This window comes from Raineyella fluvialis, assembly GCF_009646095.1.
GTDB lineage: Bacteria > Actinomycetota > Actinomycetes > Propionibacteriales > Propionibacteriaceae > Raineyella > Raineyella fluvialis.
On the sequence record NZ_CP045725.1, the window covers coordinates 65117 to 88563 of the forward strand.

Consider the following 23447-nt stretch of genomic DNA (forward strand, 5'->3'; position numbering starts at 1 on the left):
GGTGTGAGCCGATCAACCGTCCAGTCAGCCGAACGCGTGCGCTCGACCGCCGATCCGGACTGGTGGCGCAGTGCCGTGGTCTACCAGATCTACCCCCGCTCCTTCGCGGACGGCAGCGGTGACGGCCAGGGCGACCTGACCGGCATGCTGCAGCACCTCGACCATCTGGTGTCGTTGGGGATCGACGCCATCTGGATCTCGCCCTGGTACCCCTCGCCGCTGCACGACGGCGGGTACGACGTGGCCGACTACTGCGACATCGATCCCCGCTACGGCACCCTCGCCCAGGCCGACACGCTGATCGCCCGCGCCCACGACAACGGGCTGCGCATCATCATCGACCTGGTGCCCAACCACTGCTCGATCGACCACCCCCTCTTCCGGGCGGCGCTGGCGGCCGGGCCCGGGTCGCCCGAGCGGGACCTGTTCATCTTCCGGGACGGACGCGGGCCCGACGGTGACCAGCCCCCGAACAACTGGCCGGCCCACTTCGGCGGCTCGGCCTGGCAACGCGTCGTGGGGCCGGACGGGATGCCCGAGCAGTGGTACCTCCACCTCTTCGCCCCCGAACAGCCCGACTGGAACTGGACGAACCCCGCGGTCCCCGCGTTCTTCGACGACGTGCTGCGCTTCTGGTTCGACCGCGACGTCGACGGCTTCCGGATCGATGTGGCCGACTCCTGCGCCAAGGACATGGCGCTGCCGGACCTGCCCGCCGGGACCGGCGGGGACGTGGCCGGCGAGACCAAGTACCCCGGTCACCCCTTCTTCGACCGCCCGGAACTGGAGGCCATCCACCGCCGCTGGCGGATGGTGGCGGACGAGTACGCCGACACGCCGCAGGGCCCCCGGATCTTCGTCTCGGAGGCCTACCTCGGTCCCACGCACCGGCTGGCCGCGTACACCACCGAGGGCAGACTGCACATGACGTTCAACTTCGACGCCCTGCTGACCGAGTGGTCGTACGCCTCCCAGCGGGCCATGATCGAGGCGACGCTGGCGGGTTACGGCGCCGTCGGGGCGCCGTCCACCTGGGTGCTCGGCAACCACGACCAGCCGCGGGTGGTGTCCCGCTACGGCCGGACCGCGACGGGGGCCCTGTTCACCGCCGAGGACGGCCTGGGGCGACGCGCCGCGAAGGGACCGGACCGGGACGAGGACCTGGCGCTCGGCCGGCGCCGTGCCCGCGCCGCGGCCCTGCTGGAGCTGGCCCTGCCGGGCGGCGCGTACGTGTACCAGGGCGACGAGCTAGGGCTGCAGGAGGTCGACCTGCCCGATGAGGTGCTGCAGGACCCGATCTGGGAACGCTCCGGCCACACCGTGAAGGGCCGGGACGGCTGCCGGGTGCCGCTGCCCTGGTCGGGCGACCGGCCACCGTACGGCTTCAGCCCCGAGGACGCGACGTCGCCACCTTGGCTGCCGCAGCCCGACTGGGCGGATCGTACGGTCGCCGCCCAGGCCGGTGATCCCGCCTCGTTCCTGACGCTCTACCGGGAGGCCCTGGCGATCCGGCACCGGCATCCGGCCCTGGGCGACGGCACCCTGCGGTGGTCAGCGGACGCACCGGCAGGTGTCCTGGCGTTCGACCGGGAGCCCGGCTTCTCCTGCTGGGTCAACTTCGGGCCCGCTCCGGTGGCGCTCCCCGCGGGGGTGACCGTGCTGCTCACGTCGGCACCGTCGGTCACGGGCGACCTGGCGCCCGATCAGGCGGTCTGGTTCACCTACTGACCGTCGGCCGACGCCCGGCTCAGTGCCCGTACGGACCGCCGGGGTGCACCGTGATCGGGCGCAACGCCTCCCGGACCTGGGCCGAGATCGGCCGCGGGCGGCCCTCTGCGTCGGCGCAGACGAGCACGACCCGGCCGACGCCGTACACAATGCCGCTGCCCGGATCGCCGATGCGGATCTGCAGGCTCATCGACGAGGTCCCGACCCGGAGCACCACGAGCTCGGCCCGGTAGGGCTCGATCCGATAGTGCATCTCGGTGCGGTACTCGATCTCCTGGGCGGCGACGAGCCAGCTCACGTCGGCACCGGGACGTCCCCAGCCCTCGCTGGTGCGCACCTCGTCCAGGGCGGCGACGCGCGCCTCCTGCAGGAAGGTCAGGAAGGCGACGTTGTTGATGTGACCGAAGGCGTCCACCTCGGACCAGCGCACGCGTACCGGGTAGGCGAAGCCGAAGCCCTCCACCCATTCCGCGCTAGGCAGTTCACGGAAGTGCAGCTCCGGCCCGGACCAGTCGTCCAGCCAGCCGCGTTCGGCCTCGGTGAGGCGGCGTACGGTCCCCGTCTCCAGGTCGTAGGGCGCGCAGTCGGTGGTGGCGCGGGCCACCAGGGTGTCGCCCTGGCTGATCTCGTACGCCACCGTGAAGCGGGCGCCGCGCACCTGGGCGATCCACAGCCGGATGACGATCCCTTCCCCGCCGAAGTGGGCCGGGGACAGGTACTCGACGTGCTGGCCGGCGATCGCGATCCCGTGGTCGAGCAGTTCGGGATGCGGGCCGTCGAGGATCCAGTCGACCCGCGCCTCCTGCAGGTAGTCCACGTACACGACGTTGTTCACGTGGTGCTGCGCGTCCTGGTCGGCCCAGCGGACCCGGGCCTGGTAGATGTACTGCGTCACCACGTCCTCGCCGGGTCAGGCGATCAGCGTCAGCGGCCGTAGCCGTTCGCGCAGGATCGCCGGCAGCGGCACCGGGGTGCCATGGGCATCGGCATGCACCAGCACGAGGTGGCCGACGGCGTACGTCACGTCGACGTGCTGGTCGCGGATCCGCAGCTCGAAGGTGACCGACGTCGAGCCCACCCGGAGGATGACGACCTCGCCCAAGTAGGGCTCGATCTGGTAGGTCATCGGCAGCTTGTAGGTCATGTCCTGAGCGGCCACCACCCACGTCCGGGCGTCCCCGGGACGGCCCCAGGGCAGGTCGCGCCGCGGCTCCTCCATCATCGCGATGGTGGCCTCCTGCAGGTACGTCAGGTAACTGACGTTGTTGACGTGGTCGTACGGATCGAGCTCCGACCAGCGCACCCGCAGCGGGTGCTCGTAGCCGAAGCCGGACACCCAGTCCACCGCCGGCTGGGGCAGCGGCCGGAAGTCCATCGGCTCGCCGAGGAACTCCCGCAGCCAGGCGCGTTCCTCGTCCTCCAACCGGCGCAGTCGCTGACCCGCGACGTCATAGGTCGCCAGGACCGTCTTCGCCCGGGCGACGTGGGTCTCCCCCTGGTAGATGTCGTACGCCACGGCGAACCGCGCACCACCCAGATCGGTCACCCACAGGCGGATCATGATCGGGTCGGCGCCGAACATCGACTGCGCGAGGTACTCGATCTGATGCGAGACGACCAGCACCCCTTCGCTGAGCATGGACGCGTGCGGCCCGTTGAGGATCCAGTCGACGCGCGCCTCCTGCATGTAGTCGAGGTAGGCGACGTTGTTCACGTGTCCCTGCGGGTCCTGGTCGGCCCAGCGCACCCGCGCCCGATAGACGTACGGTGTCACGTCAGTCCTCGGGGTCGTAGAGCTTGCCGAGCTTGTCGGCGAAGGCCTCGGCCACCGCGGAGCGCCGGACCTTCAGGCTCGGGGTCACCTCCCCGTCGGCGACGGACAACTCGCGGTCGAGGATCTCGTACCGCTTGACCGTCTCCCACCGCTCGAGATGCGTGTTCGCCCTGGCCATGTAGTGGTCGATCATCCCGCGGACGTCGGAGTTCTGGGTGAGCTCGGCGTACGAGAGCCCCTCGAGGTTGTGGCGCTGCGCCCACTTCATGATCGCCTCCTCGTCGAGGGTGATCAGGGCCGAGATGTACTTGCGCCCCTCCCCCTGGACGAACACCTGGGAGACGTACGGGTTGTTGTTGACGATCGCCCCCTCGACCTTCTGCGGCGCGACGTACTTGCCGCCGGAGGTCTTGATCAGGTCCTTCTTGCGGTCGGTGATCCGCAACCGGCCACGCTCGTCGAGCTCGCCGATGTCGCCGGTCGCGAACCACCCGTCGTCGCTGTACGCGGCGGCGGTCTCCTCGGGCAGGTTGTGGTAGCCGCTGGCCAGTCCCGGGCTCCGCACCAGGATCTCGCCGTCCTCCGCGATCCGGACCTCACTGCCCGGAGTGGGTGCGCCGACCGTGCCGAGGTCGGGATCCCGCGGAATGTCCAGGCAGGCGATCGCGGAGGTCTCGGTCAACCCGTAGCCCTCGATCAGGGGATGCCCGCCGCCCAGAACCAGTTCTGGACCTGCGGATTGAGCTTCGCGGACCCGGACACGAACCAGCGCACCCGCCCGCCCATCGTCGCATGCAGCTTGGAGAAGACCAGCTTGTGGGCGACGGCGTAACGGATCGCCAGCGGCCGCGGCATCGGCCGGTGTGTCGTGATGTAGGGCAGGGCACGCTGCCCGACGGAGAAGGCCCAGCGCGGGATGCGGGAGATGAAGCCGCGGTTCTTCAGGATGACGGCGTTGCGGACCTTCTCGAAGATCCGCGGCGCCCCCGCCATGATCGTCGGCCGCACCTGCCCGAGGCCCTCCACGATCCGGCCGATGTCCCCGTCCACGGCATGGACCAGTCCGCTGCCGAGCTGGATCGCGATCAGGCACTTGCCGAACACGTGGGAGAGCGGCAGCCAGAGGAAGTGGATGTCGTCGTGCGCGAGGATGCCCATCTCCTGGCCGACGCGGTAGGCCTGGTGGGTCCACACGCGATGCGGGAGACGTACGCCCTTGGGCCGCCCGGTGGTGCCGGAGGTGTAGATCAGCGTGGAGAGGGTGTCCGGGCCGGTGGCGGCGATCGCCTCCTCCACGCAGCCGGGGTGCTCGGCGAGCCAGGCGGCCCCCCGCGCGCGGAAGGCGGACCAGGAGATGATCGGGCCGCCCGTGTCGAGGTCCCGGACACCGTCGGGGTCGAGGACCACGACTGTCGTGAGGGCACCCAGCGAGTCGTGGTGGAGCCGGATCTTGTCGACCTGCTCGGCATTCTCCGCGAAGGCCACCCGCGACTCGGAATCGCCGAGGATGTGGGCGACGTCCTGGTCATGGGTGTTGGGGTAGACGGTGGTGGTCGCCCCACCGGCGCACATGATGGCCAGGTCGACGAGGATCCACTCGATCCGGGTGCTGGAGGCGATAGCGACCCGATCCTCGGTGCTGATGCCCAGAGCGAGCAATCCGGCGGCCAGTTCGAAGACGCGATCCCGCGTCTGGTTCCAGCTCAGGGTCGTCCACGCGTCGTCGTCGCCCCGATAGAGATAGGCGGGACGGGAGCCGAACTCCTCGACCGCGGCAAGGAGCATGGTGCCCACCGAGTCCTCGCGGCGGGCCTGGAAGGCCGCGGACAGCGGGTGCAGCTGCTCCATCACAGAGTCGGCCAGATCGGGCATCTCTACTCCTTGACGGGGGCGATCGTCGCACGAGGACACGAACCGGCCCGGACGTGCTCACCGGACCGGCTCTGGCAGCCTATCGTCCGATCGCGCGCCCGGGCCGGGACGCCCCGGGTCCCCCGCCGGATCACCCCGCGATTTGTGGGGCTCCGACAAGGGGACCGTGGTCGGTTTGGAGAATCCGGCCCCTCGGGCCGGACTCGGAAGTCAGCGGTTGAGGGTGGCCTCGAGGGTGACGGAGATGGTGACCTTGTCGCCGAGCATGACGGCGTCGCCCTGCAGCGGGATGTTGAACTCGATGCCGAAGTCCTTCTTGTTGATCACGGTGGTGCCCTCGGCACCCATCCGGAACAGGCCGAAGGCGTCGGGGTCCATCGCACCGTTGAAGGTGGCGTCGAAGGTGACCGGCTTGGTGATGCCCTTGATGGTCAGGTCACCGTTGATCTTGTAGTCGTCGCCGTCGCCGACGATGGAGGTCGAGGTGAAGTCGAAGGTGGGGTGCTCGGCGGCACCGAGGATCTCCGCGGTGCGGATGTGCTCGTCACGCTGAGCCTGGTTGGTGTCGATCGAGGCGACCGCGACATGGGCTTCCACGGTGGCGTCCTTCGGGTCGGCCGAGCCGGTGACGATCGTTCCGCTGACGTCACCGAAGTGGCCGCGCACCTTGCTCATCATGTGACGGATGGTGAAGGCCACCTCGGAGTGCGCGGGGTCGATGGTCCAGGTGCCGGGAACGAGTTCAGTCATGGCGATTCCTTCAGGGTGAGAGGCGTTTCCTGCGTTGCGGTCCAAGACGTTGAACCCTCAACACCAGAAACTCTAGGCGCAAACTATTGAACCGTCAACCGTAAGCGTCGTCGGACAGCCGCCCCGAAGAGCCTGCCGATCGCCCACGAACGACCAGCGTGACGAGTTCCACACCCAGCACCCTCACAGGATCTGGGGCGTCAACTATTGAACAGTCAACGTATCGCCTATGATGAATCCATGACCGCATCCCCACTGACCGACTGTCCGCCCCGCTGGCTGGACGAGCAACAGCAGCAGATCTGGCGCAACTACCTGCGCGGCGTCCACCGGCTCGACGAGTACCTCGACCGGGCGCTGCGACCCTTCGACCTGTCCCTGGCCGAGTACGAGATCCTCGTCTCGCTGTCCGAGGCCGAGGATCATCGGATGCGCATGTCGGACCTGGCGGACGCCGTCCACCAGTCCCGCTCGCGGCTGACCCACACCGTCAGCCGGATGGAGTCGGCCGGCCTGATCGAGCGACTGGCCTGCCCCAGCGACCGGCGCGGGGTCTGGGCCCAGCTCAGTTCCCGGGGTTACGACCTGCTGGTCGAGGCGGCCCCGTGTCATGTGGCCTCGGTCCGGCGCGCCCTGGTCGACGCTGCCGACCCGGACGACTACGAGGCCCTCGGCCGCGTCTTCGCCGCCGTCCTCGCCGTCCCCGACATCACTCCGACCCGCGGCAAGCAGGTCTGACCGGCGCCGCACCCGGCCCGACAGCGGTCAGCCGCCTCGGCGTGGGGCTGAGGCGGCACCCCGTACGGCAGCTCCGTACGGCAAGATGAGCCCATGCGTCTGTCGTCCGTGTTGTCCCGTCGCCGCTCCGTCGCCTCCTCCTCGAAGAGTGGATCGCCGTCGCCGGCGGACCGGTTCGCCGCAGGACTGGAGCGCGAGCGGATCGCCGACCGGTACGACACCAGCACGCTGACCCGGGGCCTCTACTCCTCCGACGGGTCGATCTATCGCCTCGTCCCGACCGGCGTCGTCAGGCCGCGCAGCGTCGACGAGCTGGAGCGGGTCCTCGCCGCGGCACGGTCCGCTGGTGTCACCGTCACGGCACGCGGAGCCGGTACGTCCTGCGCCGGCAACGCCGTCGGCCAGGGCATCGTCATCGACACCCTCAAGCACCTGACCCGCATCGTGGAGGTGGACCCGGGGTCCCGCACCGCGGTGGTCGAGCCCGGCGTCGTGCAGGAGTGGTTGCAGAAGGCGGCGGGACCGTACGGGCTGCGATTCGGACCCGATCCCTCCACCAGCCCCCGCTGCACCATTGGCGGCATGATCGGCAACAACGCCTGCGGCCCACGGGCGCTCGGCTACGGGCGTACGGCCGACAACATCGTCGCCCTCGAGGTCGTCACCGGCACCGGGGAGAAGCTCGTCCTGGGCCCGGCCGATGACCCGAGCACGACCCGGGTCGAGGACTCCCCCACCCTGACCGCCCTCAAGCGGCTCGTCGACACGAACCTGGCCACGATCCGCACCGAGTTCGGCCACTTCTCCCGGCAGGTCTCGGGCTACTCGCTGGAGCATCTGCTGCCCGAGAACGGCTTCGATGTGGCCGCCTTCTTCGCTGGCACCGAGGGAACGTTGGGGATGGTCACCAAGGCGCGGGTCCGCCTCGTCGCCGATGCCCCGTACAAGGTCACCGTCGCTCTGGGCTACCCGACGATGCCCGAGGCCGCCGACGCCACCCCCTCCTGCTCGAGCATCGGCCGGTCGCCATCGAGGGTCTCGACCGGCGGATCGTCGACGTCGTCGCCGAGCGCCAAGGCCCCGCCGCGGTCCCCGAGCTGCCCGGTGGTGACGGCTGGGTCTTCATCGAAATGGTCGGCGACGACATCGACGAGGTGCGGCAGCGGTCCCAGGACCTCGTCGACGCCGCGTTGGCCGCCAACCCCGCCGCACGGGGCGGGATCGTCGAGGATCCCGCGCTGGCCATGCGGTTGTGGAAGATCCGGGCCGACGGCGCCGGCCTTGCCGGGGTCGCCTTCGACAAGCCAGCCTACGCCGGCTGGGAGGACTCCGCCGTTCCGCCCGCGCGACTCGGCTCCTACCTGCGCCACCTCGACGACCTGCTGCACCGTCACGGACTGCGGGGACTGCCGTACGGCCACTTCGGCGACGGCTGCGTCCACTGCCGGATCGACTGGCCGCTGACCGAACCCGGGGGCGCGCAGGCGTACAAGCAGTTCATCGAGGAGGCCGCCGACCTGGTGGCCCGCTACGGCGGCTCGATGTCGGGAGAGCACGGCGACGGCCGGGCCCGGTCCGCGCTGCTGCCGAAGATGTACTCCCCCACGGCGATCGAGCTGTTCGGCGCGGTGAAGCGGATCTTCGACCCGGAGAATCTCCTCAACCCGGGCGTCCTCGTCGATCCCGCCCCGATCGAGGCGGACATCCGCGCCGTCGCGGCCGGCCCCACCCCCTTCCGACGCGACAACCTGCACTTCGCGAACGAAGCACACCGCTGCACCGGGGTGGGCAAGTGCATCGCCGACAGCACGGCCGGTGGCAGCGTGATGTGCCCGTCGTACCAGGCGACCCGCAACGAGAAGGACTCGACCCGTGGCCGCTCGCGGGCACTCCAGGAGATGGTGAACGGCGACCTCTTCACCGACGGCTGGCGCTCAGTCGAGGTCCTCGAGGCACTGGACCTCTGCCTGTCCTGCAAGGGCTGCCGGCGCGACTGCCCGACCGGCATCGACATGGCGGCGTACAAGGCCGAGTTCCTCGACCACTACTACGCCGGCCGGCTGCGGCCGCGCGACCATTACCTGATCGGGCTGCTGCCGATGTGGGGGCGCCTCGTCACCAGCATCCCCGGGCTGAACCGGCTCGCGAACGCGGCGTTGGGGCTGGCCCCGCTGGCCGCCGTGGCGAAGTGGGTCGCCGGCGCCGACCAGCGCCGCACCATCCCGACCTTCTCCCCCGGCCGGTCCACCCGGGCCGCCCGTCGCCAGCTGCACCTGGAGAACGTGCAGCGCCCGCGCACCGCCCGTCACGGTGAAGTGGTGATCTGGACCGACTCGTTCACCGACGTGTTCGCGGGCGGCGCTCTGCCCTCGGTCATCAAGGTGCTGCTCGATGCCGGCTACGCTCCCCGGCTGCTCGGACGCGAGGCGTGCTGCGGGCTGTCGTGGATCTCCACCGGCCAGCTCGACGGCGCGCGCCGGCGGATGCGCCAGGCGATGGACGCCATCCACCCGATCCTCGCCGCGGGCACCCCCGTGATCGGCATCGAGCCCTCCTGCACCGCCGTATGGCGCAGCGACGTACGCGACCTCCTGCCGGACGATCCGCGAACCGCCGACATGGCCGGTGTGCTCACCCTCGCCGAACTGCTGGCCCGCACCCCGGACTACCAGGTGCCCGACCTGACCGGCACCACCCTCGTCGCCCAGCCCCACTGCCACCAGAAGTCGGTGATCGGCTTCGCCGCCGACACCGAACTGCTGCAGCGAACCGGTGCCAACCTGCAGATTCTCGGCGGGTGCTGCGGTCTGGCGGGCAACTTCGGATCCGTCACCGGGCACTACGACGTCTCGGTCAAGGTGGCCGAGCATGACCTGCTGCCGGCGATCGAAGCGGCCGGTCCGGAGGCGTTGGTGCTCGCCGACGGCTTCTCGTGCCGTACGCAGGTGGCCGACCTGGCCGACCGGACCGCCGTCACCCTCGCCGAGCTGCTCGCCGGAGGGCCGCGGCGGGGTTGAGCGTCGGCGGTCGGGCACGGCTGCCGTCGCAACGGGAGCCGTGGGGACGCTCCGACCCCACCCGCCCGCCCCACGCAGACGCTCCAACCACCGGACAGGCCCTCGCGGACGTTCCAGTACCTCGCAACGCTTATGAGGTCCGCGAGGTACTTGACCGTCCGCGAGGGGCGACACACCTGCCAGAACAGCCGCGAGGCCGACCCGACCCGCTGACGCAGCACGCCTCGAGCTCTCGGCCAGCCCCAGAGCCAAGCCCAGGCCCTGGGATGTCGCGCTCCGCGGGGCCCTCGCTGCGTGCCGGGCTCCGGCACCGGGTGCCGCTCGTTCCCACCTGGGGAACACCGGCGCTTGGCACCACCCCCATGCCGTCGACAACTTTTCCCCGCCGGATGTGGCCCGCCAGGGCCGATCTCGAAAGGGTGTCGAGGGACGCCCGCGGACGCCGCCAAGGGCCCACCGCCAGTACTGGCGCGCGGTCTGACCAAGAAGCTCAGCCCGGACATTCCCCTAGGATTGGGCCGGGCAATGGTCAGACCCTGGAAGCCGCGTCATTGCGCGGATCGGCCGGACCAATGTGACGCGGTTCACGGTCCGGCACGAACTCTGCGCGCGCCCGTCGGCCACGACCTACCGTGGAGGAACCGCACGCGTCACCGGCCGAACGGGCAGCACCCGAGGCCAACCTCCGACGCTTCACGGGAGCGTACGTCGATGTACGAACGCTGCCGCGCACCGCTCTCACAGCGGGGCATCCGGAGGACGGACGAGGGCGCCTGTCCCCTGACCCGAAGGACCATCTCGTGTCGAAGAAGTACACCGCAGCCATCGTGGGTTCCGGCAACATCGGTACGGACCTGATGTTCAAGCTGCTCCGCAAGAGCGAGCACATCCAGCCCACCTACATGATCGGCATCGATCCGGAGTCGGACGGCCTGAAGCGCGCGAAGCGCGTCGGCCTCAAGACGTCCGCCGAGGGCGCCAAGTGGCTCCTCGAGCAGGACGACAAGCCCGACTTCGTCTTCGAGGCGACCAGCGCCAAGGCGCACGCGGCCTGGGCCCCGGCCTACAAGGAAGCCGGCATCCACGCGATCGACCTCACGCCGGCCGCCGTCGGGCCCTTCCTCTGCCCGCCGGTCAACCTCGAGTCGCTCACCGACGTGATGAACGTCAACATGATCACCTGTGGCGGCCAGGCCACGACGCCGATGGTGGCCGCCGTCTCCCGCGTGGTGCCGGTCGAGTACGCCGAGATCGTCGCCTCCATCGCCTCGAAGTCCGCCGGCCCCGGCACCCGGGCCAACATCGATGAGTTCACCGAGACCACCTCGGCCGCTCTCGAGGCCGTCGGTGGCGCCAAGAAGGGCAAGGCGATCATCATCCTCAACCCGGTCGAGCCGCCGATGATGATGCGCAACACCGTGTACGCCTCCCTGCCGGCCGAGGCCGCCGAGGCGGGCGACCTGCAGGACGCCGTCAAGGAGTCCATCGCCCGGATGGTGGAGACCGTCCAGTCGTACGTTCCGGGCTACAAGCTCGTCGCCGAGCCGCAGTTCGACCACGCGCGTCCCGAGTGGAACAACTGGGGCCGGGTGACCTGCCTGATCCAGGTCCGCGGTGCCGCCGACTACCTGCCGGAGTACGCCGGCAACCTCGACATCATCACCTCTGCCGCCACCCGCACGGGTGACCTCCTCGCCGAGCGCATGGAGGCCGGCAAGACCCAGGAAGGGGTGCGGGCATGAGCTCCGCGAAGCAGACGCTGGACCCGAACAAGACGTACGCCACCCGCATCATCGACACCACGCTGCGCGACGGCTCGCACGCGGTGCGCCACCAGTTCACGCTCCAGCAGGTCAAGGACGTCACCCGCGCCCTCGACGAGGCCGGCGTCGACATCATCGAGGTGACGCACGGCGACGGCCTGGCCGGCTCATCCTTCAACTACGGCTTCTCCAAGGTCAACGAGATGGACCTGATCGAGGCCGCGAAGGGTGAGGCGAAGCACGCCAAGATCGCCGCCCTGATGCTGCCGGGTCTGGGCACCCTGCACGAGCTGCGCGAGGCGAAGGAGCGCGGCATCGACGTGATCCGCATCGCCACGCACTGCACCGAGGCCGACGTCTCGATCCAGCACTTCCAGGAGGCCCGCAACATGGGCCTGGAGACCGCCGGCTTCCTCATGCTCTCGCACATGATCGAGCCCGACCAGCTGGCCAAGCAGGCCCGCATCATGGCCGACGCGGGTTGCCAGTGTGTCTACGTCGTCGACTCCGCCGGCGCGATGATCCTCGACCAGGTCGGCGAGCGCGTTCGCGCCCTGAAGGACGAGCTCGGTGACGACGCCGAGGTCGGCTTCCACGGGCACCAGAACATGAGCTTCGGCGTGGCCAACTCGGTCTACGCCGTCGCCGAGGGCGCCACCTGGATCGACGGCTCCCTGCGTGGCCTGGGCGCCGGTGCCGGCAACTCCCCGACCGAGGTGCTGGCCGCGGCGTTCGAGCGCCTCGGCATCAAGAACAACGTGGACATCATCAAGATCCTGTCCGCCGCCGAGGACGTCGCCGCCCCGATCATCCCCCGCCAGCCGATGATGGACCGCGCGTCGATCATCCAGGGCAAGGTCGGCGTCTACAACTCCTTCCTGTTCCACGCCGAGCGCGCCTCCGATCGTTACGGCGTCCCGGTGCAGGACATCCTCGTGGAGGCCGGACGCCGCGGGTACGTCGGTGGCCAGGAGGACATGCTGATCGACGTGGCCGTCTCGCTGGCGGCCGGCGGCACCGCCGCCTGATCAGCAGGCCAGATCCCCCGGTCCACGCCAGGACCTGAAGCGCCCGGAGCCGCCTCGGCTCCGGGCGCTTCTGCCGCGAACGACTTGACAATCCCCTCCTGATGACCCTCGCGTCTGAGGGCCACGCCGGCACCCCTTCCCACAAGGTCGCGTCCCGCCTCTCGGGACCAACCCAGAGCCACCACCCCCGCATCTCGTAGTACGACAAATGCCGTAGACCTCCAGTCCAGCCGCCGGACGAAATGTGGCGTAAGTCTCATCCCCTGCCATTGCGCGGATCTACGCGCCTTTCGGGGGCTCGGAGCGGCGCTGAGGGCCCGCAGGGGCGGCCGATGTCACCAGACCTCGCTATCGACAGGTAGTGTGTGCCCCACGGTGCCACCCTGCGGCACTCTTTCCTGTTGAATGCACCATAGAGGGTGCAACTCCGGAGGTGAATGGATGACAACGGGCCAGCGCGACAGCCGTACTGCCGTCGACAAAGCATTAGCGCTGCTTCGGGCCTTCGGCGACGAAGCAACGACGGGTGTCGGCGTGAGCGAGCTGGCGCGCCGTACGGAGCTCAGCAAGTCGACCGCCTTCCGTCTACTCGGCATCCTGGAGCGCAACGGAGCGGTCGAGCGGGCGGGGAGCAACTATCGGCTGGGGCCGATGATCCACGACCTGCCGACCCCGGAGTCCGCTCCGGAGATCGACATGCTCCGCGACGTACTCACGCCGTTCCTCTCGATCCTGTACGAGCAGTCGCGCCAGACGGTGCACCTGGCCGTGCTCCAGGGCAGCGAAGTCGTCTACCTCAACAAGCTGCACGGCTTCCACCGGGTGCCCTCGCCGTCCCGCATCGGCGGCCGGGTGCCGGCGTACTGCACCGGTATCGGCAAGGCGATGCTCGCGTACGACCCCGTGCTCATCGACCAGGTCTGCAGCGGCGAGCTGCCGGCGATCACGCCGCACACCATCACCGATCCGGACAAGCTGCGCCGCCAGCTGGCCCGCGTCAAGGAGCAGGGCATCGCGTTCGACTTCGAGGAGGTGCGGCGCGGCCTGAACTGCGTCGCGGCTCCGGTGATGTCGCCCACGCACACCCCGGTGGCGGCCCTCAGCATCTCCGGTCCGGTCGGCAAGTTCGACCCCCGTCGCTGGGCCACCCCGCTGCGCCAGATCTCCTTCGAGGCCTCCAAGGTCTACGCGGCCCAGCTGCGGGCGCGCCGTCAACGCGCCGCAGTGATGAAGTCGGCCTGACCCGGCCGGCGAACAAGCCTGACAAGCAGAGGGCTCCGCACCGAGATCGGTGCGGAGCCCTCTGCTGGTCCCTGGGTGCGTCCCCGCAAACCCACTGTGGGGTCGTCCCCCGACCGGCAGGATCGGGGGACGACTGAGCTCAGTCCCTGGTGAGACGGCGATGGGTGGCGCGGTGCGGCCGGGCGGCCTCGACACCGAGTCGCTCGATCTTGTTCTTCTCGTAGTCCTCGAAGTTGCCCTCGTACCAGAACCACTCGGCGGGGTCCTCCTCGGTGCCCTCCCAGGCGAGGATGTGGGTCGCGACACGGTCGAGGAACCAGCGGTCGTGGGAGATCACGACCGCACAGCCGGGGAACTCCAGCAGCGCGTCCTCGAGCGACTGCAGCGTCTCGACGTCGAGGTCGTTGGTCGGCTCGTCGAGCAGCAGCAGGTTGCCGCCCATCTTCAGGGTGAGGGCGAGGTTGAGGCGGTTGCGCTCACCTCCGGAGAGCATGGACGACTTCTTCTGCTGGTCGGGGCCCTTGAAGCCGAAGGAGGCCACATAGGCCCGCGAGGGCATCTCGAAGTTGGCGACCTTGATGAAGTCGAGCCCGTCGGAGACGACCTCCCACACGTTCTTGTCGGGATCGATGCCGGCACGGCTCTGGTCGACGTAGGAGAAGGAGACGGTCTTACCGAGGTCCAGCGTGCCGGTGTCGGGCGTCTCCTGGCCGACGATCATCTTGAACAGTGTCGACTTGCCGACACCGTTCGGGCCGATCACCCCGACGATGCCGGCGCGAGGCAGCTCGAAGCTGAGGCCGTCGAACAGCTCGCGCTCGTCGAACGCCTTGTGGACCTGGCTGGCCTTGAGGACATCGTTGCCGAGGCGCGGGCCCGGCGGGATGTTGATCTCGGACGTGTCCAGCTTGCGGTTGCGCTCGGCCTCCGCCGCCAGCTCCTCGTACCGGGCGAGTCGGGCCTTGTTCTTGGCCTGACGTGCCTTCGGGCTGGAGCGGACCCACTCGAGTTCCTTCTCCAGGATCCTGGCCCGCTTCGCGTCCTTCTGGCCCTCGATCTGCAGACGCTTGCGCTTGGTCTCCAGATAGGTGGAGTAGTTCCCCTCGTACGGGTGGAGCTGGCCGCGGTCGACCTCACAGATCCAGCTGGCGACGTTGTCGAGGAAGTATCGGTCGTGGGTGACGGCCAGCACGGCGCCCGGGTAGGACTTGAGGTGGCTCTCCAGCCAGGCGACGGACTCGGCGTCGAGGTGGTTGGTGGGCTCATCGAGGAGCAGCAGGTCGGGCTGCTCGAGCAGAAGCTTGCACATGGCCACGCGGCGACGTTCGCCACCGGAGAGCACGTCGACGATCGCGTCCGGCGGCGGGCAGCGCAGAGCGTCCATAGCCTGCTCGAGCTGGGAGTCGAGGTCCCAGGCGTTCGCGGCATCGAGGGCGGTCTGGAGGTCACCCATCTCGGCCATCAGAGCGTCGAAGTCGGCATCCGGATCGGCCATCTCCATGCCGATCTGGTTGAAGCGGTCGAGCTTGCCCTTGATCTCGGCCACGCCCTCCTCGATGTTCTCCAGCACGGTCTTGCCCTCGGTGAGGGGCGGCTCCTGCAGGAGGATGCCGACGGTGGCGTCCTTGGAGATCATCACGTCGCCGTTGTCGGCCTGGAGGAGACCGGCCATGAGCTTCAGCAGCGTCGACTTGCCGGCCCCGTTGGGGCCCACGACGCCGATCTTGGCGTCAGGGAAGAACGACATCGTGACGTTGTCGAGAACGACCTTGTCACCCAGCTTCTTGCGGACGTTGTGCATCGTGCAGATGAACTCAGCCACGAATCACTCCAGCTTTCTCACGAACGGACCCGGACACGGTCCGGAAGGGCGGGACGGCCCGAGGGCACGCCGTCGCCAGTATGCCAGCGAGAGTGGGGTCGCCCCAATCCTCGCGCCATGCGAAAGGCCGGCACTCGCGCCCGTCCCGGGGTCCGGCATGACACAGCATCGCCAGACCCCGCCCCGCCCGGTCGGCTCAGGCGACCGCCTCCTGGTAGGCGTCCGATCCGCCTGGGGACGCCTCCTCCACCTCCGTCGCCCGCCCCTCGTAGGAAAGGTCGGCGCCCGCTTCCTCGGGCGAAACGCGCTCAAAGGGAGATCCCTCCAACGCGGCCGCCTCGAACGCAGACCCTCCGGGGTAGCCGGAATCGAGGTCCTGCGGGTCATGCTCGACACCGTCCGCCGCGACCGGCGCCGATTCCGTAACGGGCCGGGACTCTGCGTTGCGGCTGCGGCGGATCACCACCACCGTCCCCCGGTTGAGGTCGGGCCCGATCGACAACGCCTCGACCACGTCGCGGGTCTGCACCACCCCGTCCTTGTCCGCCCACTCGTGGGTGCGCACCCTGCCGTGGACGATCACCCCGTCACCGCGCCGCAGCGAGTTGAATGCATTCTCGGCCAGCCGCCGCCAGCACGTGATGCGATACCACGTGGTCGTCCCGTCCTGCCAGGCCCCGTCGCGCTGGACCCTGGGAGTGTGGGCGATCGAGAACTCGGTGAACAGGTGCTGCTCGGTGCCCACCGCGCGTATCCGCGGATCGGCACCCAGGTTTCCGGTGACGGTGATGGTGGCGTCCATGTCTTCCTCCGGTCAGGTCTGCCCCGCATGGGGAGTGGTCTCCCCCGGAGGATGGGACCGGCGACCACGGATCGGCCGGGTCGGACCCGACGTGTGGACACGTGGGTTCGGCAGCCGGCGACCTGTGGACAACGACTCAGTCGGAGGCGACGAGCAGATTGGCGCGCACCCTCTCGTAGCGGTCGAGTTCCTCGTTCACGGGCTGGACGACCAGTTCGCGGGTCACCGTGTCGATCTTGCCCAGCAGCGCCCGGCGGGCCGTGGCGACCTTGCGACGCGCGCCCACCTCGACGCCGATGCGACTCAGCCCGGCGACGACGAGACCCAGGACGACGCCCCCGCCGACCAGTGCGGTGGGCAGCGGAACACCGCGCCACGCCAGGTCGGGCAACGCCGGCATCCGCAGGTAGAGCAGCCCGAAGTCCGCCGCGAGCCAGCCCAGTCCGCCGAGCACGGTGGCGATGAGGAGCCACTGGAGGATCCTGACCACCGTCCACCACCGACGGTTGCGGTGCATCTGCAGGTTCGTCGAGCCGATGGCGCGGTCAAGTTCCTCGGCGAGGTCATCGGTGCGGGACCGCGCCGCCTCCCGGACGGCATCCGCCCACCCGCGGGTCAGTCCCACCGACGCCTCGTCCGCGAGTACGCGCAGCGCCGTGTCGACGCGGGCAGCGGGGACGCCCTGGAACGCCGTGACCGAGGTCCGGGCCACGCCCGTCGGCGCGTGCCGGGTGTCGAGCCCGGACTCGATCTCCCGTCGGGACCGGCGTCGCGGGATGAGGTCCAGGTGGAGTCGGCGCAGCGGGTCGGGACGCAGGGTCGCGATCCAGGACACCGGCGGCCAGCCGGTCGCTCCCCGGCCCGCCGTCGCCACGCCTGTCCGACGGCCTCGGTCACAGCGGGGACGCCGGCCGCGTGAGCGCAGGCCTTGTCGAGGTCGGCGACGGTCCGATCGGTCACTCGTGCGGCGGCCGCGGTGCCGGAGGCCTCGCGCAGGCGGGCCACGATGCTGGCCAGGTCGACCCCGACCCGCTGGGCCGCGGCCTGCTTGTCCCGGACCCTGCCGGCGAGGATGGCGCGCAGCTCGGCCAGGCCCTCGCCCGTGGTGGCCGAGACCGGGTGGATCGGGACGTCCGCCAGCCCCTCGCGGTCCAGCAAGGCCCTCAGGTCGTCGACGGTCCGGCGCCGATCGGCCGGCGACAACCGGTCGACCTGATTGAGCACGACCATCATCACCGGCGCGTACTCGCGCAGCGGGACGAGGTAGTTGTCGTGCAGCGCGGCGTCGGCGTACTTCTGCGGGTCGACCACCCAGACGAGCATGTCGACGAGGCGTACGAGCCGGTCGACCTCCATCCGGTGGCTGACCTCGACGGAGTCGTGGTCCGGCAGGTCGAGCAGCACCAGGCCGTCGAGGCCGTCGTCCTGCCCGCCCCCTCGACATGGTGGCGTCGCTGCACCGCCAGCCAGTCCAGCAGTTCGGCGGTCGGTTCGTCACCCCAGGTCGCGGCCGCCGGATGGGCGGTCGTGGGGCGGCGGACACCGGGCGTGGAGATCTCACTGCCGGCGAGGGCGTTGAAGAGGGTGGACTTGCCCGAACCGGTGGCACCGGCCAGCGCCGCCACTGTCGCCGCCCCGGAGAAGCGCAGCCGCTGCCCGGCACGACCGACGATGGCACGGGCTTCGGAGAGGATCGCCGGATCGACCCGGCCGGACGCGGCGTCCACCGCGGCGTCGAGGGCCCGCAGCCGGTCGGCGAGTCCGGTCTTCGGCGGTCGGGACATCACTGCTCCTCATCGTGGTGGGCCGCATCCGCGGGCTCACCCGGCTCACCGGTGTAACGGGTGTCCGCTCCTGTTGACTCGCCCGCGCTCAGCGCGCGCGGCTCTCCCGGGCTGAGCGAGGCGCGCTCGGGGGCCGCCTCGACGTACGCCCCCTCGATCGGCCCACCGGCAGCGGCGGCCGCGACGTTGCGTGCCGCGTCTCGGATCTCGTCGGCCTGCTGGGGCCGGACCTGGAGGACGACCAGGGCCTGGTGGTAGCGCAGCAATTCCGACGACATCAGGACCTCGATCCGCTCGTCGAGGTCCTCCTTGGCCTTCTTCGCCATCCGCCGGACGTTCTCGTCCCCGAAAACCGCCTCCAGCAGGCTCTGGGCCAGGGCCACCGATCCGCCGGCGATGCCGACCTCGGCCCCGGTCAGGCCGCCGGTCTGGGTGAAGACCAGCACCATCAAGGTGGCCGCGATCCCGTTCACGCCGAGGGCCAGGTAGCGGGCCGCCAGCCGTCGCCGGCCGCCCTCCTCGCTGACCGTCTCGAGGACGGCACGCTGCCACTCCCGGATCATCCGCGCGACCTGGTCATCGAAGTCGTGTGAGGTGCCGGCCAGGTCGACCGACGACCGGTCGAGGACGAACCGCCCGGCAGGATCGCCCCGCCAGGCCGCCTCGGCGCGCTCGGCGGCGGCCCGGCCCTCCTCGATCACCAGAGCCTCCAGCCCGGACTCGACGGCGACCTTGACCTGGTCGGCCTCGGGCGGCTGCCCCCGCAGGGCCGCCATCATCCGGTCGCGCAGCAGGCTGATCCGCTTCTCCACCGCCCGCATGAACTCACCGGTGCCGACGAACTCGTGCCAGCGGGCGAGGACCTCGCCGCGCAGCAGCGTGCCGTCGGCGGTGCGGACGGTCACCGCCTTCACCGCCTGGTCGTACGCGGAGTTGGCGTCGTCGCGCAGCCGGGTGATGGCAGCGACCTGCTCATCCACGGCTGCGGCGATCGCGGGGGCCCTGCGGGTGGCGTCGGTGATCGCGCCGGTCAGCGTGGCGCGGACGACCTCCTGGCGGGACTGCTCGTCGGTGACGAGGCTCGCGAGCCACCCACGGATGGGCGCCACAGCGGCGTTCGGCAGGATCCCCTGGGCGTCGACAGTCGTCTCGGGCACGGCGAACAGCGGCGAGCGGCCCAGACCCCGATGCGCCATCATCTGCCCCAGGTGTCCGGGGATGTCGCGCATGCCGGCAGGGGGCACCCGGTCGAGCACCACGCCGACGACGACCTGACGGTGCGCGGCGTCGTTCAGGAAATCCCAGGGGACGGCATCCGCGTAGCGGGCCGCGGACGTGACGAACAACCACATGTCAGCAGCGGCGAGGAGTTGCCCGGCCAACGCCCGGTTCTCGTCCACCACCGAATCGATGTCGGGTGCGTCGAGGATCGCCAGGCCGCGCGGCAGGGTCGGCTCGGCAACCAGTCGCAGCGCACCCCCTTCGTGCCCCTCACCGGTGGTGCGGGCCAGGCCGGGCAGAATGCGCTGATCGGTGAACCAGTGGGCGTCCTCGGAGTTGTGCACCAGGACCGGGTGCCGGGTGGTCGGACGGATCACTCCGGAGGTCGAGACCTGCCGCCCGACGAGCGAGTTCACCAAGGTGGATTTGCCCGCTCCCGTCGACCCGCCGACCACGACGAGCAGCGGCGCGTCCAGACGGGCCAACCGCGGCAACACGTAGTCGGACAGCTGGTCACCGATGGCGTTGGCCTCGGCCGACGCGCGCTCGGCACCCGGGATCGGCAGCGGCAGGTGGACGTCGGCCACCGCGGTCCGCAGCTCCTCGAGTGCTTCCGCCAGCCGTCCTGTCATGGATCCCTCCTACTGCTCAGGTGGGCCCCAACGCGGATCCACCGGCGAGTACTCGATGCCTGATGATCCTAGCGGGAGGCCGTCGCTCCCCACGCCCAGCGGTTCCGGCCCGGCGGGACGGGACCTCAGTTCGCGCAGGGCACGCCACCAGCGCTGCCAGGGGTACTCGAGTGCCCCCTCACCGACCAACACCGCCGTCGGACGCAACGCCCGCAGCTCCTCGAGCAGCTCGGCTTCACGGCCTTGGGCGGTGGCGTCGACCAGCCCCCGACCCACAGCGTCACGCAGGCCGGCCAACTCGGTCGCCAGGTGCTGCAGGCGCCAGGTCGCGACGTACGTCCCAGGCCCCCGCCACAGCGCGTACCACCGCGCCCGCAGCCGGACCCGCCACCGGCTCAGGGCCACCGCCTCCCGCTCATCCAGCCAGCCGAACCGGACATAGTCGGCGAGCCTGGCGCGCAGGAGCGCCCGTTCCCGGCGCATCCGGGTGATGATCACGCCGACGACGGTGCCCACGAGTGACAGGGCGACGAACCACAGCATCAGCCCGACGGGCGAGTCCGCCGACGCGGTGAAGTTGAAGACCATGTGGAGGAGGGCCGCGACGAGGAAGCCGGTCAGCGGCGCCAGCACCCGCACCCTCTTGCTGCGAGCGCCGAGGGCGGTCGCCAGGCCGATGCCGGTCATCAGGGTGAACAGGGGGTGGGCGAAGAAGGTCATCCCGCCGCGCACCAGGGCGAGCTGGTCCATCGCCTGCTGAGCGTCGACGCCCGTACCGGACGTCACGGACACGTAGCGATAGACGCGGGCGTAGTAGACGATGTTCTCGACGAAGGCGAACCCGGTGCCCGACAGACCCGCCAGTGCCACGGTGGAGAGCCACGAGGTGACCCGGTTGCGCAACAGGATGGCGAGCCAGAAGACAACCGTCGCCTTGGCCGCCTCCTCGACGAAGGGGGCGATGAAGACGGCACCGCGCAGGCTGGTCGCCGGATCGCCGTCGCCGACGACGGACAGGTGGGCCGAGGCCCACGTGTTGATGGGTGCGGCGATCGCCGTCGAGACCAGCCCACCCCAGACGAGCGCGATGGTCCACAGCCACAGTCCCTGCGGGCGCAGCCGGTCGGCCAGGATGAAGAGCACCGCCAGCGGTACGGCGGTGTAGGCCGCCAGCCGTGCCGCCTTCGGGATCACGGCGGTGCCGAGCCCCTGGATGGTTCCCCCGCGGTGGCGTGCTCGGGAACGAAGAGCAGCCAGTTGACCTGGAACGCCGCGACGAAGAGGGCGATCGTGGCGAGGGACATCCACAGCCGCCAGTCACCGAGGACCCGTCGCGGGAGGGGGACCGTACGATCCACCGGCGCCGGCAGACCGTTGCGCCGCCGCTCACGGCGAACCAGGACGTCGCCTCCCGGCTCAGGCACCGCGCCGACCACCACCGTGGGTGGGCGCTCTCCGGCCGGGGGTGGGACGTCGACGGACATAGGGCCAGGCTACCCAGGCAGGAAGAGTTGCCGGGTCGGCGCTGCTGCGGGGAGGCCGTTACAATCGAGCGCACTGCCCCCATAGCTCAGCTGGATAGAGCAGCAGCCTTCTAATCTGCCGGTCGTGCGTTCGAGTCGCACTGGGGGCGCCACAACGGCGCCACGACCGGGATCCCTCCCGGGTCGTGGCGCCGTCTTCGTCACTGATCAGGCGGACCTGATTACAGCTTTGCCCCCACGGTGACGTTCAAGCTCGAGGTCGGATGGCCCTCGACGGCCTGCTCGGCGATGGTCGGCGACTCGTACGGATCGAATCCCTTGTCGCCCTCGATCTCGCCGTGGCCGATGACCATGGCCTCGTCGAACGGATCCTGCTTGGAGAGGACCGCCCGGGCCTTGGCGACGTCGAACTCGCCGACCCACTTGCCGAGGGCCAGGGTGGCCACGGCATTACCGGTGAAGTTGGTCAGGGCGCGAGCCTCGGACATGAACTTGTCGATGCCCACGATCACGCCCATGCCGCCCAGCAGCGCGGGCTGGTGCGACTGCAGGCCGGCGGCGAGCGTCGCCAGACCGGCGCCCGTCACACCCGCGGCACCCTTGGAGGCGATGATCATGAAGACCAGGAGTCCGACCTGCTCACCCAGGGACATGTGCATGCCCATGGCGTTGGAGACGAACAGGGCGGCCATGGTCAGGTAGATGGCGGTGCCGTCCAGGTTGAAGGAGTAGCCGGTCGGCACGGTGACACCCACCACGGGCTTCGAGACGCCGGCGTGCTCCAGCTTCGCCATCAGGCGCGGCAGCGCCGACTCCGACGACGACGTCGCGAAGATCAGCAGGTACTCCCGCGCCAGGTAGCGCAGCAGCGCGAAGATGTTCAGGCCGGTGACGACCTTCAGAATGGTCCCGAGGACGACCACGATGAACAGCACGCAGGTCAGGTAGAAAGCACCCATCAGCAGCGCCATGGCACCGATCGCTGCCCATCCGGTCGCGCCGACGACTGCGGCGATGGCACCGAACGCACCGATCGGCGCGACCCACATCACCATCATCAGGATGCGGAACACGACGCCCTGGACCAGCGACACGAGGTTGAGCAGCGGCTTGCCGGCCTCCCCATCTTCTGCAGCGCGAACCCCACCAGCAGGGCCACGAACAGCACCGGCAACACGGGCAGTGACCCGGGGATGATCTCGAGGAGGAAGGCCGCGGTCGGGTCCATCGTGGCCTTGGCGGACGGGTTGTACGGCGTGAGGTGCAGTCCCACACCCGGGTGGATCACGTTGCCGACCACGAGCCCCAGGGCGAGGGCGAACGTCGACATGGTCAGGAAGTAGATCAGTGCCAGGCCGCCGACCTTGCCCACCGTGGCCGCCCGCGCGATCGAGCCGATGCCCAGGACGATGGTGCAGAAGATGACCGGCGCGATCATCATCTTGATCAGGGCCACGAAGCCATCGCCCAGTGGCTTGAGCGACTTGCCGAACTCGGGGAACAGCAGGCCGACGGCGGCACCGAGCACCACCGAGGTGATCACGGAGATGTAGAGCCAGTGCGTACGATCCCGGGTCTTCTCGGCTTCGGGCTTCGCCGCTCGGGGGCACTTGTGGGAGTCAGCATGCGACATCCTTGTCGTGGCAGGGGACGGGTGGAGGGAGATGACGACGCTCACGGGCGAGGTACTGAGCCGATCTTCGCGGTCGCTGTGGTCTCGGTCACGTTTGCGGTCATAAAGTTCATGACTCGCGTCACAATGGCCCCGCGCCCCCGGTCTGCCGGACCGA

15 protein-coding genes, 1 tRNA gene and 4 pseudogenes are annotated in these 23447 nt (G+C 69.8%); 8 read left to right on the plus strand and 12 right to left on the minus strand.

Annotated elements, in window-relative coordinates; all coding sequences use genetic code 11:
* Window positions 1-3 precede the first annotated feature (3 nt).
* Window positions 4-1728 carry a glycoside hydrolase family 13 protein gene (locus Rai3103_RS00250; RefSeq protein WP_228489032.1) on the plus strand — a complete coding sequence of 575 codons (1725 nt, stop codon included), beginning with the start codon at window positions 4-6 and terminating at the stop codon, window positions 1726-1728.
* A 19-nt stretch (window positions 1729-1747) separates the two neighbouring features.
* Here Rai3103_RS00250 and Rai3103_RS00255 read toward each other — a convergent pair whose 3' ends face one another.
* From Rai3103_RS00255 to Rai3103_RS00270, 5 genes and pseudogenes are all read right to left on the minus strand, one after another.
* Window positions 1748-2623, minus strand: a complete 876-nt coding sequence (locus Rai3103_RS00255) for an acyl-CoA thioesterase (RefSeq protein ID WP_194793198.1) — start codon at window positions 2621-2623, stop codon at window positions 1748-1750.
* Between the two features lie 15 nt (window positions 2624-2638).
* Window positions 2639-3502 carry an acyl-CoA thioesterase gene (locus Rai3103_RS00260; protein WP_153570886.1) on the minus strand — a complete coding sequence of 288 codons (864 nt, stop codon included), beginning with the start codon at window positions 3500-3502 and terminating at the stop codon, window positions 2639-2641.
* A gap of 1 nt (window position 3503) precedes the next feature.
* Window positions 3504-4067, minus strand: coding sequence for a hypothetical protein (locus Rai3103_RS18870; protein WP_422396051.1), 564 nt, complete (start codon window positions 4065-4067; stop codon window positions 3504-3506).
* 27 nt (window positions 4068-4094) lie between these two features.
* A pseudogene (locus Rai3103_RS17175) lies at window positions 4095-5374 on the minus strand (AMP-dependent synthetase/ligase); the annotation flags it as partial.
* Window positions 5375-5584: 210 nt separating this feature from the next.
* Complete coding sequence (locus Rai3103_RS00270; protein WP_153570888.1) at window positions 5585-6124, minus strand: YceI family protein; 540 nt, start codon at window positions 6122-6124, stop codon at window positions 5585-5587.
* A 240-nt stretch (window positions 6125-6364) separates the two neighbouring features.
* On the opposite strand from Rai3103_RS00270, the gene Rai3103_RS00275 reads away from it, so the two are divergent.
* The 6 genes and pseudogenes from Rai3103_RS00275 to Rai3103_RS00295 all read left to right on the plus strand — a co-directional run bounded on the left by Rai3103_RS00275 (window position 6365) and on the right by Rai3103_RS00295 (window position 13912).
* Entirely contained in the window at window positions 6365-6862 is a 498-nt protein-coding gene (locus tag Rai3103_RS00275) for a MarR family winged helix-turn-helix transcriptional regulator (protein WP_153570889.1), read from the plus strand.
* Window positions 6863-6955: 93 nt separating this feature from the next.
* Window positions 6956-7486: pseudogene (locus tag Rai3103_RS18640) on the plus strand (FAD-binding oxidoreductase); the annotation flags it as partial.
* Between the two features lie 425 nt (window positions 7487-7911).
* On the plus strand, window positions 7912-9879 hold the full coding sequence (locus Rai3103_RS00280; protein ID WP_338420116.1) for an FAD-binding and (Fe-S)-binding domain-containing protein: 1968 nt from the start codon (window positions 7912-7914) through the stop codon (window positions 9877-9879).
* 800 nt (window positions 9880-10679) lie between these two features.
* Window positions 10680-11621 (plus strand): acetaldehyde dehydrogenase (acetylating), encoded by a 942-nt coding sequence (locus tag Rai3103_RS00285; protein WP_153570890.1) that lies wholly within the window; start codon window positions 10680-10682, stop codon window positions 11619-11621.
* A complete protein-coding gene (dmpG, locus tag Rai3103_RS00290) occupies window positions 11618-12670 on the plus strand; it encodes a 4-hydroxy-2-oxovalerate aldolase (RefSeq protein WP_153570891.1) in 1053 nt (350 codons plus the stop codon). The genes Rai3103_RS00285 and dmpG overlap by 4 nt, the downstream gene beginning before the upstream one ends.
* A 441-nt stretch (window positions 12671-13111) precedes the next feature.
* Complete coding sequence (locus Rai3103_RS00295) at window positions 13112-13912, plus strand: IclR family transcriptional regulator (RefSeq protein ID WP_153570892.1); 801 nt, start codon at window positions 13112-13114, stop codon at window positions 13910-13912.
* A gap of 139 nt (window positions 13913-14051) precedes the next feature.
* Here the strand turns inward: Rai3103_RS00295 and ettA are convergent, their stop codons facing one another.
* The 6 genes and pseudogenes from ettA to Rai3103_RS16855 all read right to left on the minus strand — a co-directional run bounded on the left by ettA (window position 14052) and on the right by Rai3103_RS16855 (window position 21657).
* Complete coding sequence (gene ettA / locus Rai3103_RS00300) at window positions 14052-15734, minus strand: energy-dependent translational throttle protein EttA (RefSeq protein WP_153570893.1); 1683 nt, start codon at window positions 15732-15734, stop codon at window positions 14052-14054.
* Window positions 15735-15930: 196 nt separating this feature from the next.
* Window positions 15931-16536 (minus strand): single-stranded DNA-binding protein, encoded by a 606-nt coding sequence (locus Rai3103_RS00305; RefSeq protein ID WP_153570894.1) that lies wholly within the window; start codon window positions 16534-16536, stop codon window positions 15931-15933.
* Between the two features lie 136 nt (window positions 16537-16672).
* Window positions 16673-18320, minus strand: a pseudogene (locus tag Rai3103_RS18645) (GTPase).
* Window positions 18320-20173, minus strand: coding sequence for a dynamin family protein (locus Rai3103_RS00315; protein ID WP_153570895.1), 1854 nt, complete (start codon window positions 20171-20173; stop codon window positions 18320-18322). Before Rai3103_RS00315 ends, Rai3103_RS18645 begins: the two are co-directional and overlap by 1 nt.
* Window positions 20174-20182: 9 nt before the next feature.
* Entirely contained in the window at window positions 20183-21367 is a 1185-nt protein-coding gene (locus Rai3103_RS00320; protein WP_194793201.1) for a PrsW family intramembrane metalloprotease, read from the minus strand.
* On the minus strand, window positions 21364-21657 hold the full coding sequence (locus Rai3103_RS16855) for a hypothetical protein (RefSeq protein ID WP_194793202.1): 294 nt from the start codon (window positions 21655-21657) through the stop codon (window positions 21364-21366). Before Rai3103_RS16855 ends, Rai3103_RS00320 begins: the two co-directional genes overlap by 4 nt.
* 75 nt (window positions 21658-21732) lie before the next feature.
* Between Rai3103_RS16855 and Rai3103_RS00325 the strand changes: the two genes are divergently transcribed.
* Window positions 21733-21809: transfer RNA gene (locus Rai3103_RS00325), tRNA-Arg, on the plus strand.
* A 69-nt stretch (window positions 21810-21878) separates the two neighbouring features.
* Here Rai3103_RS00325 and Rai3103_RS18875 read toward each other — a convergent pair.
* A pseudogene (locus Rai3103_RS18875) lies at window positions 21879-23290 on the minus strand (cation:dicarboxylate symporter family transporter).
* Between the last annotated feature and the right edge of the window lie 157 nt (window positions 23291-23447).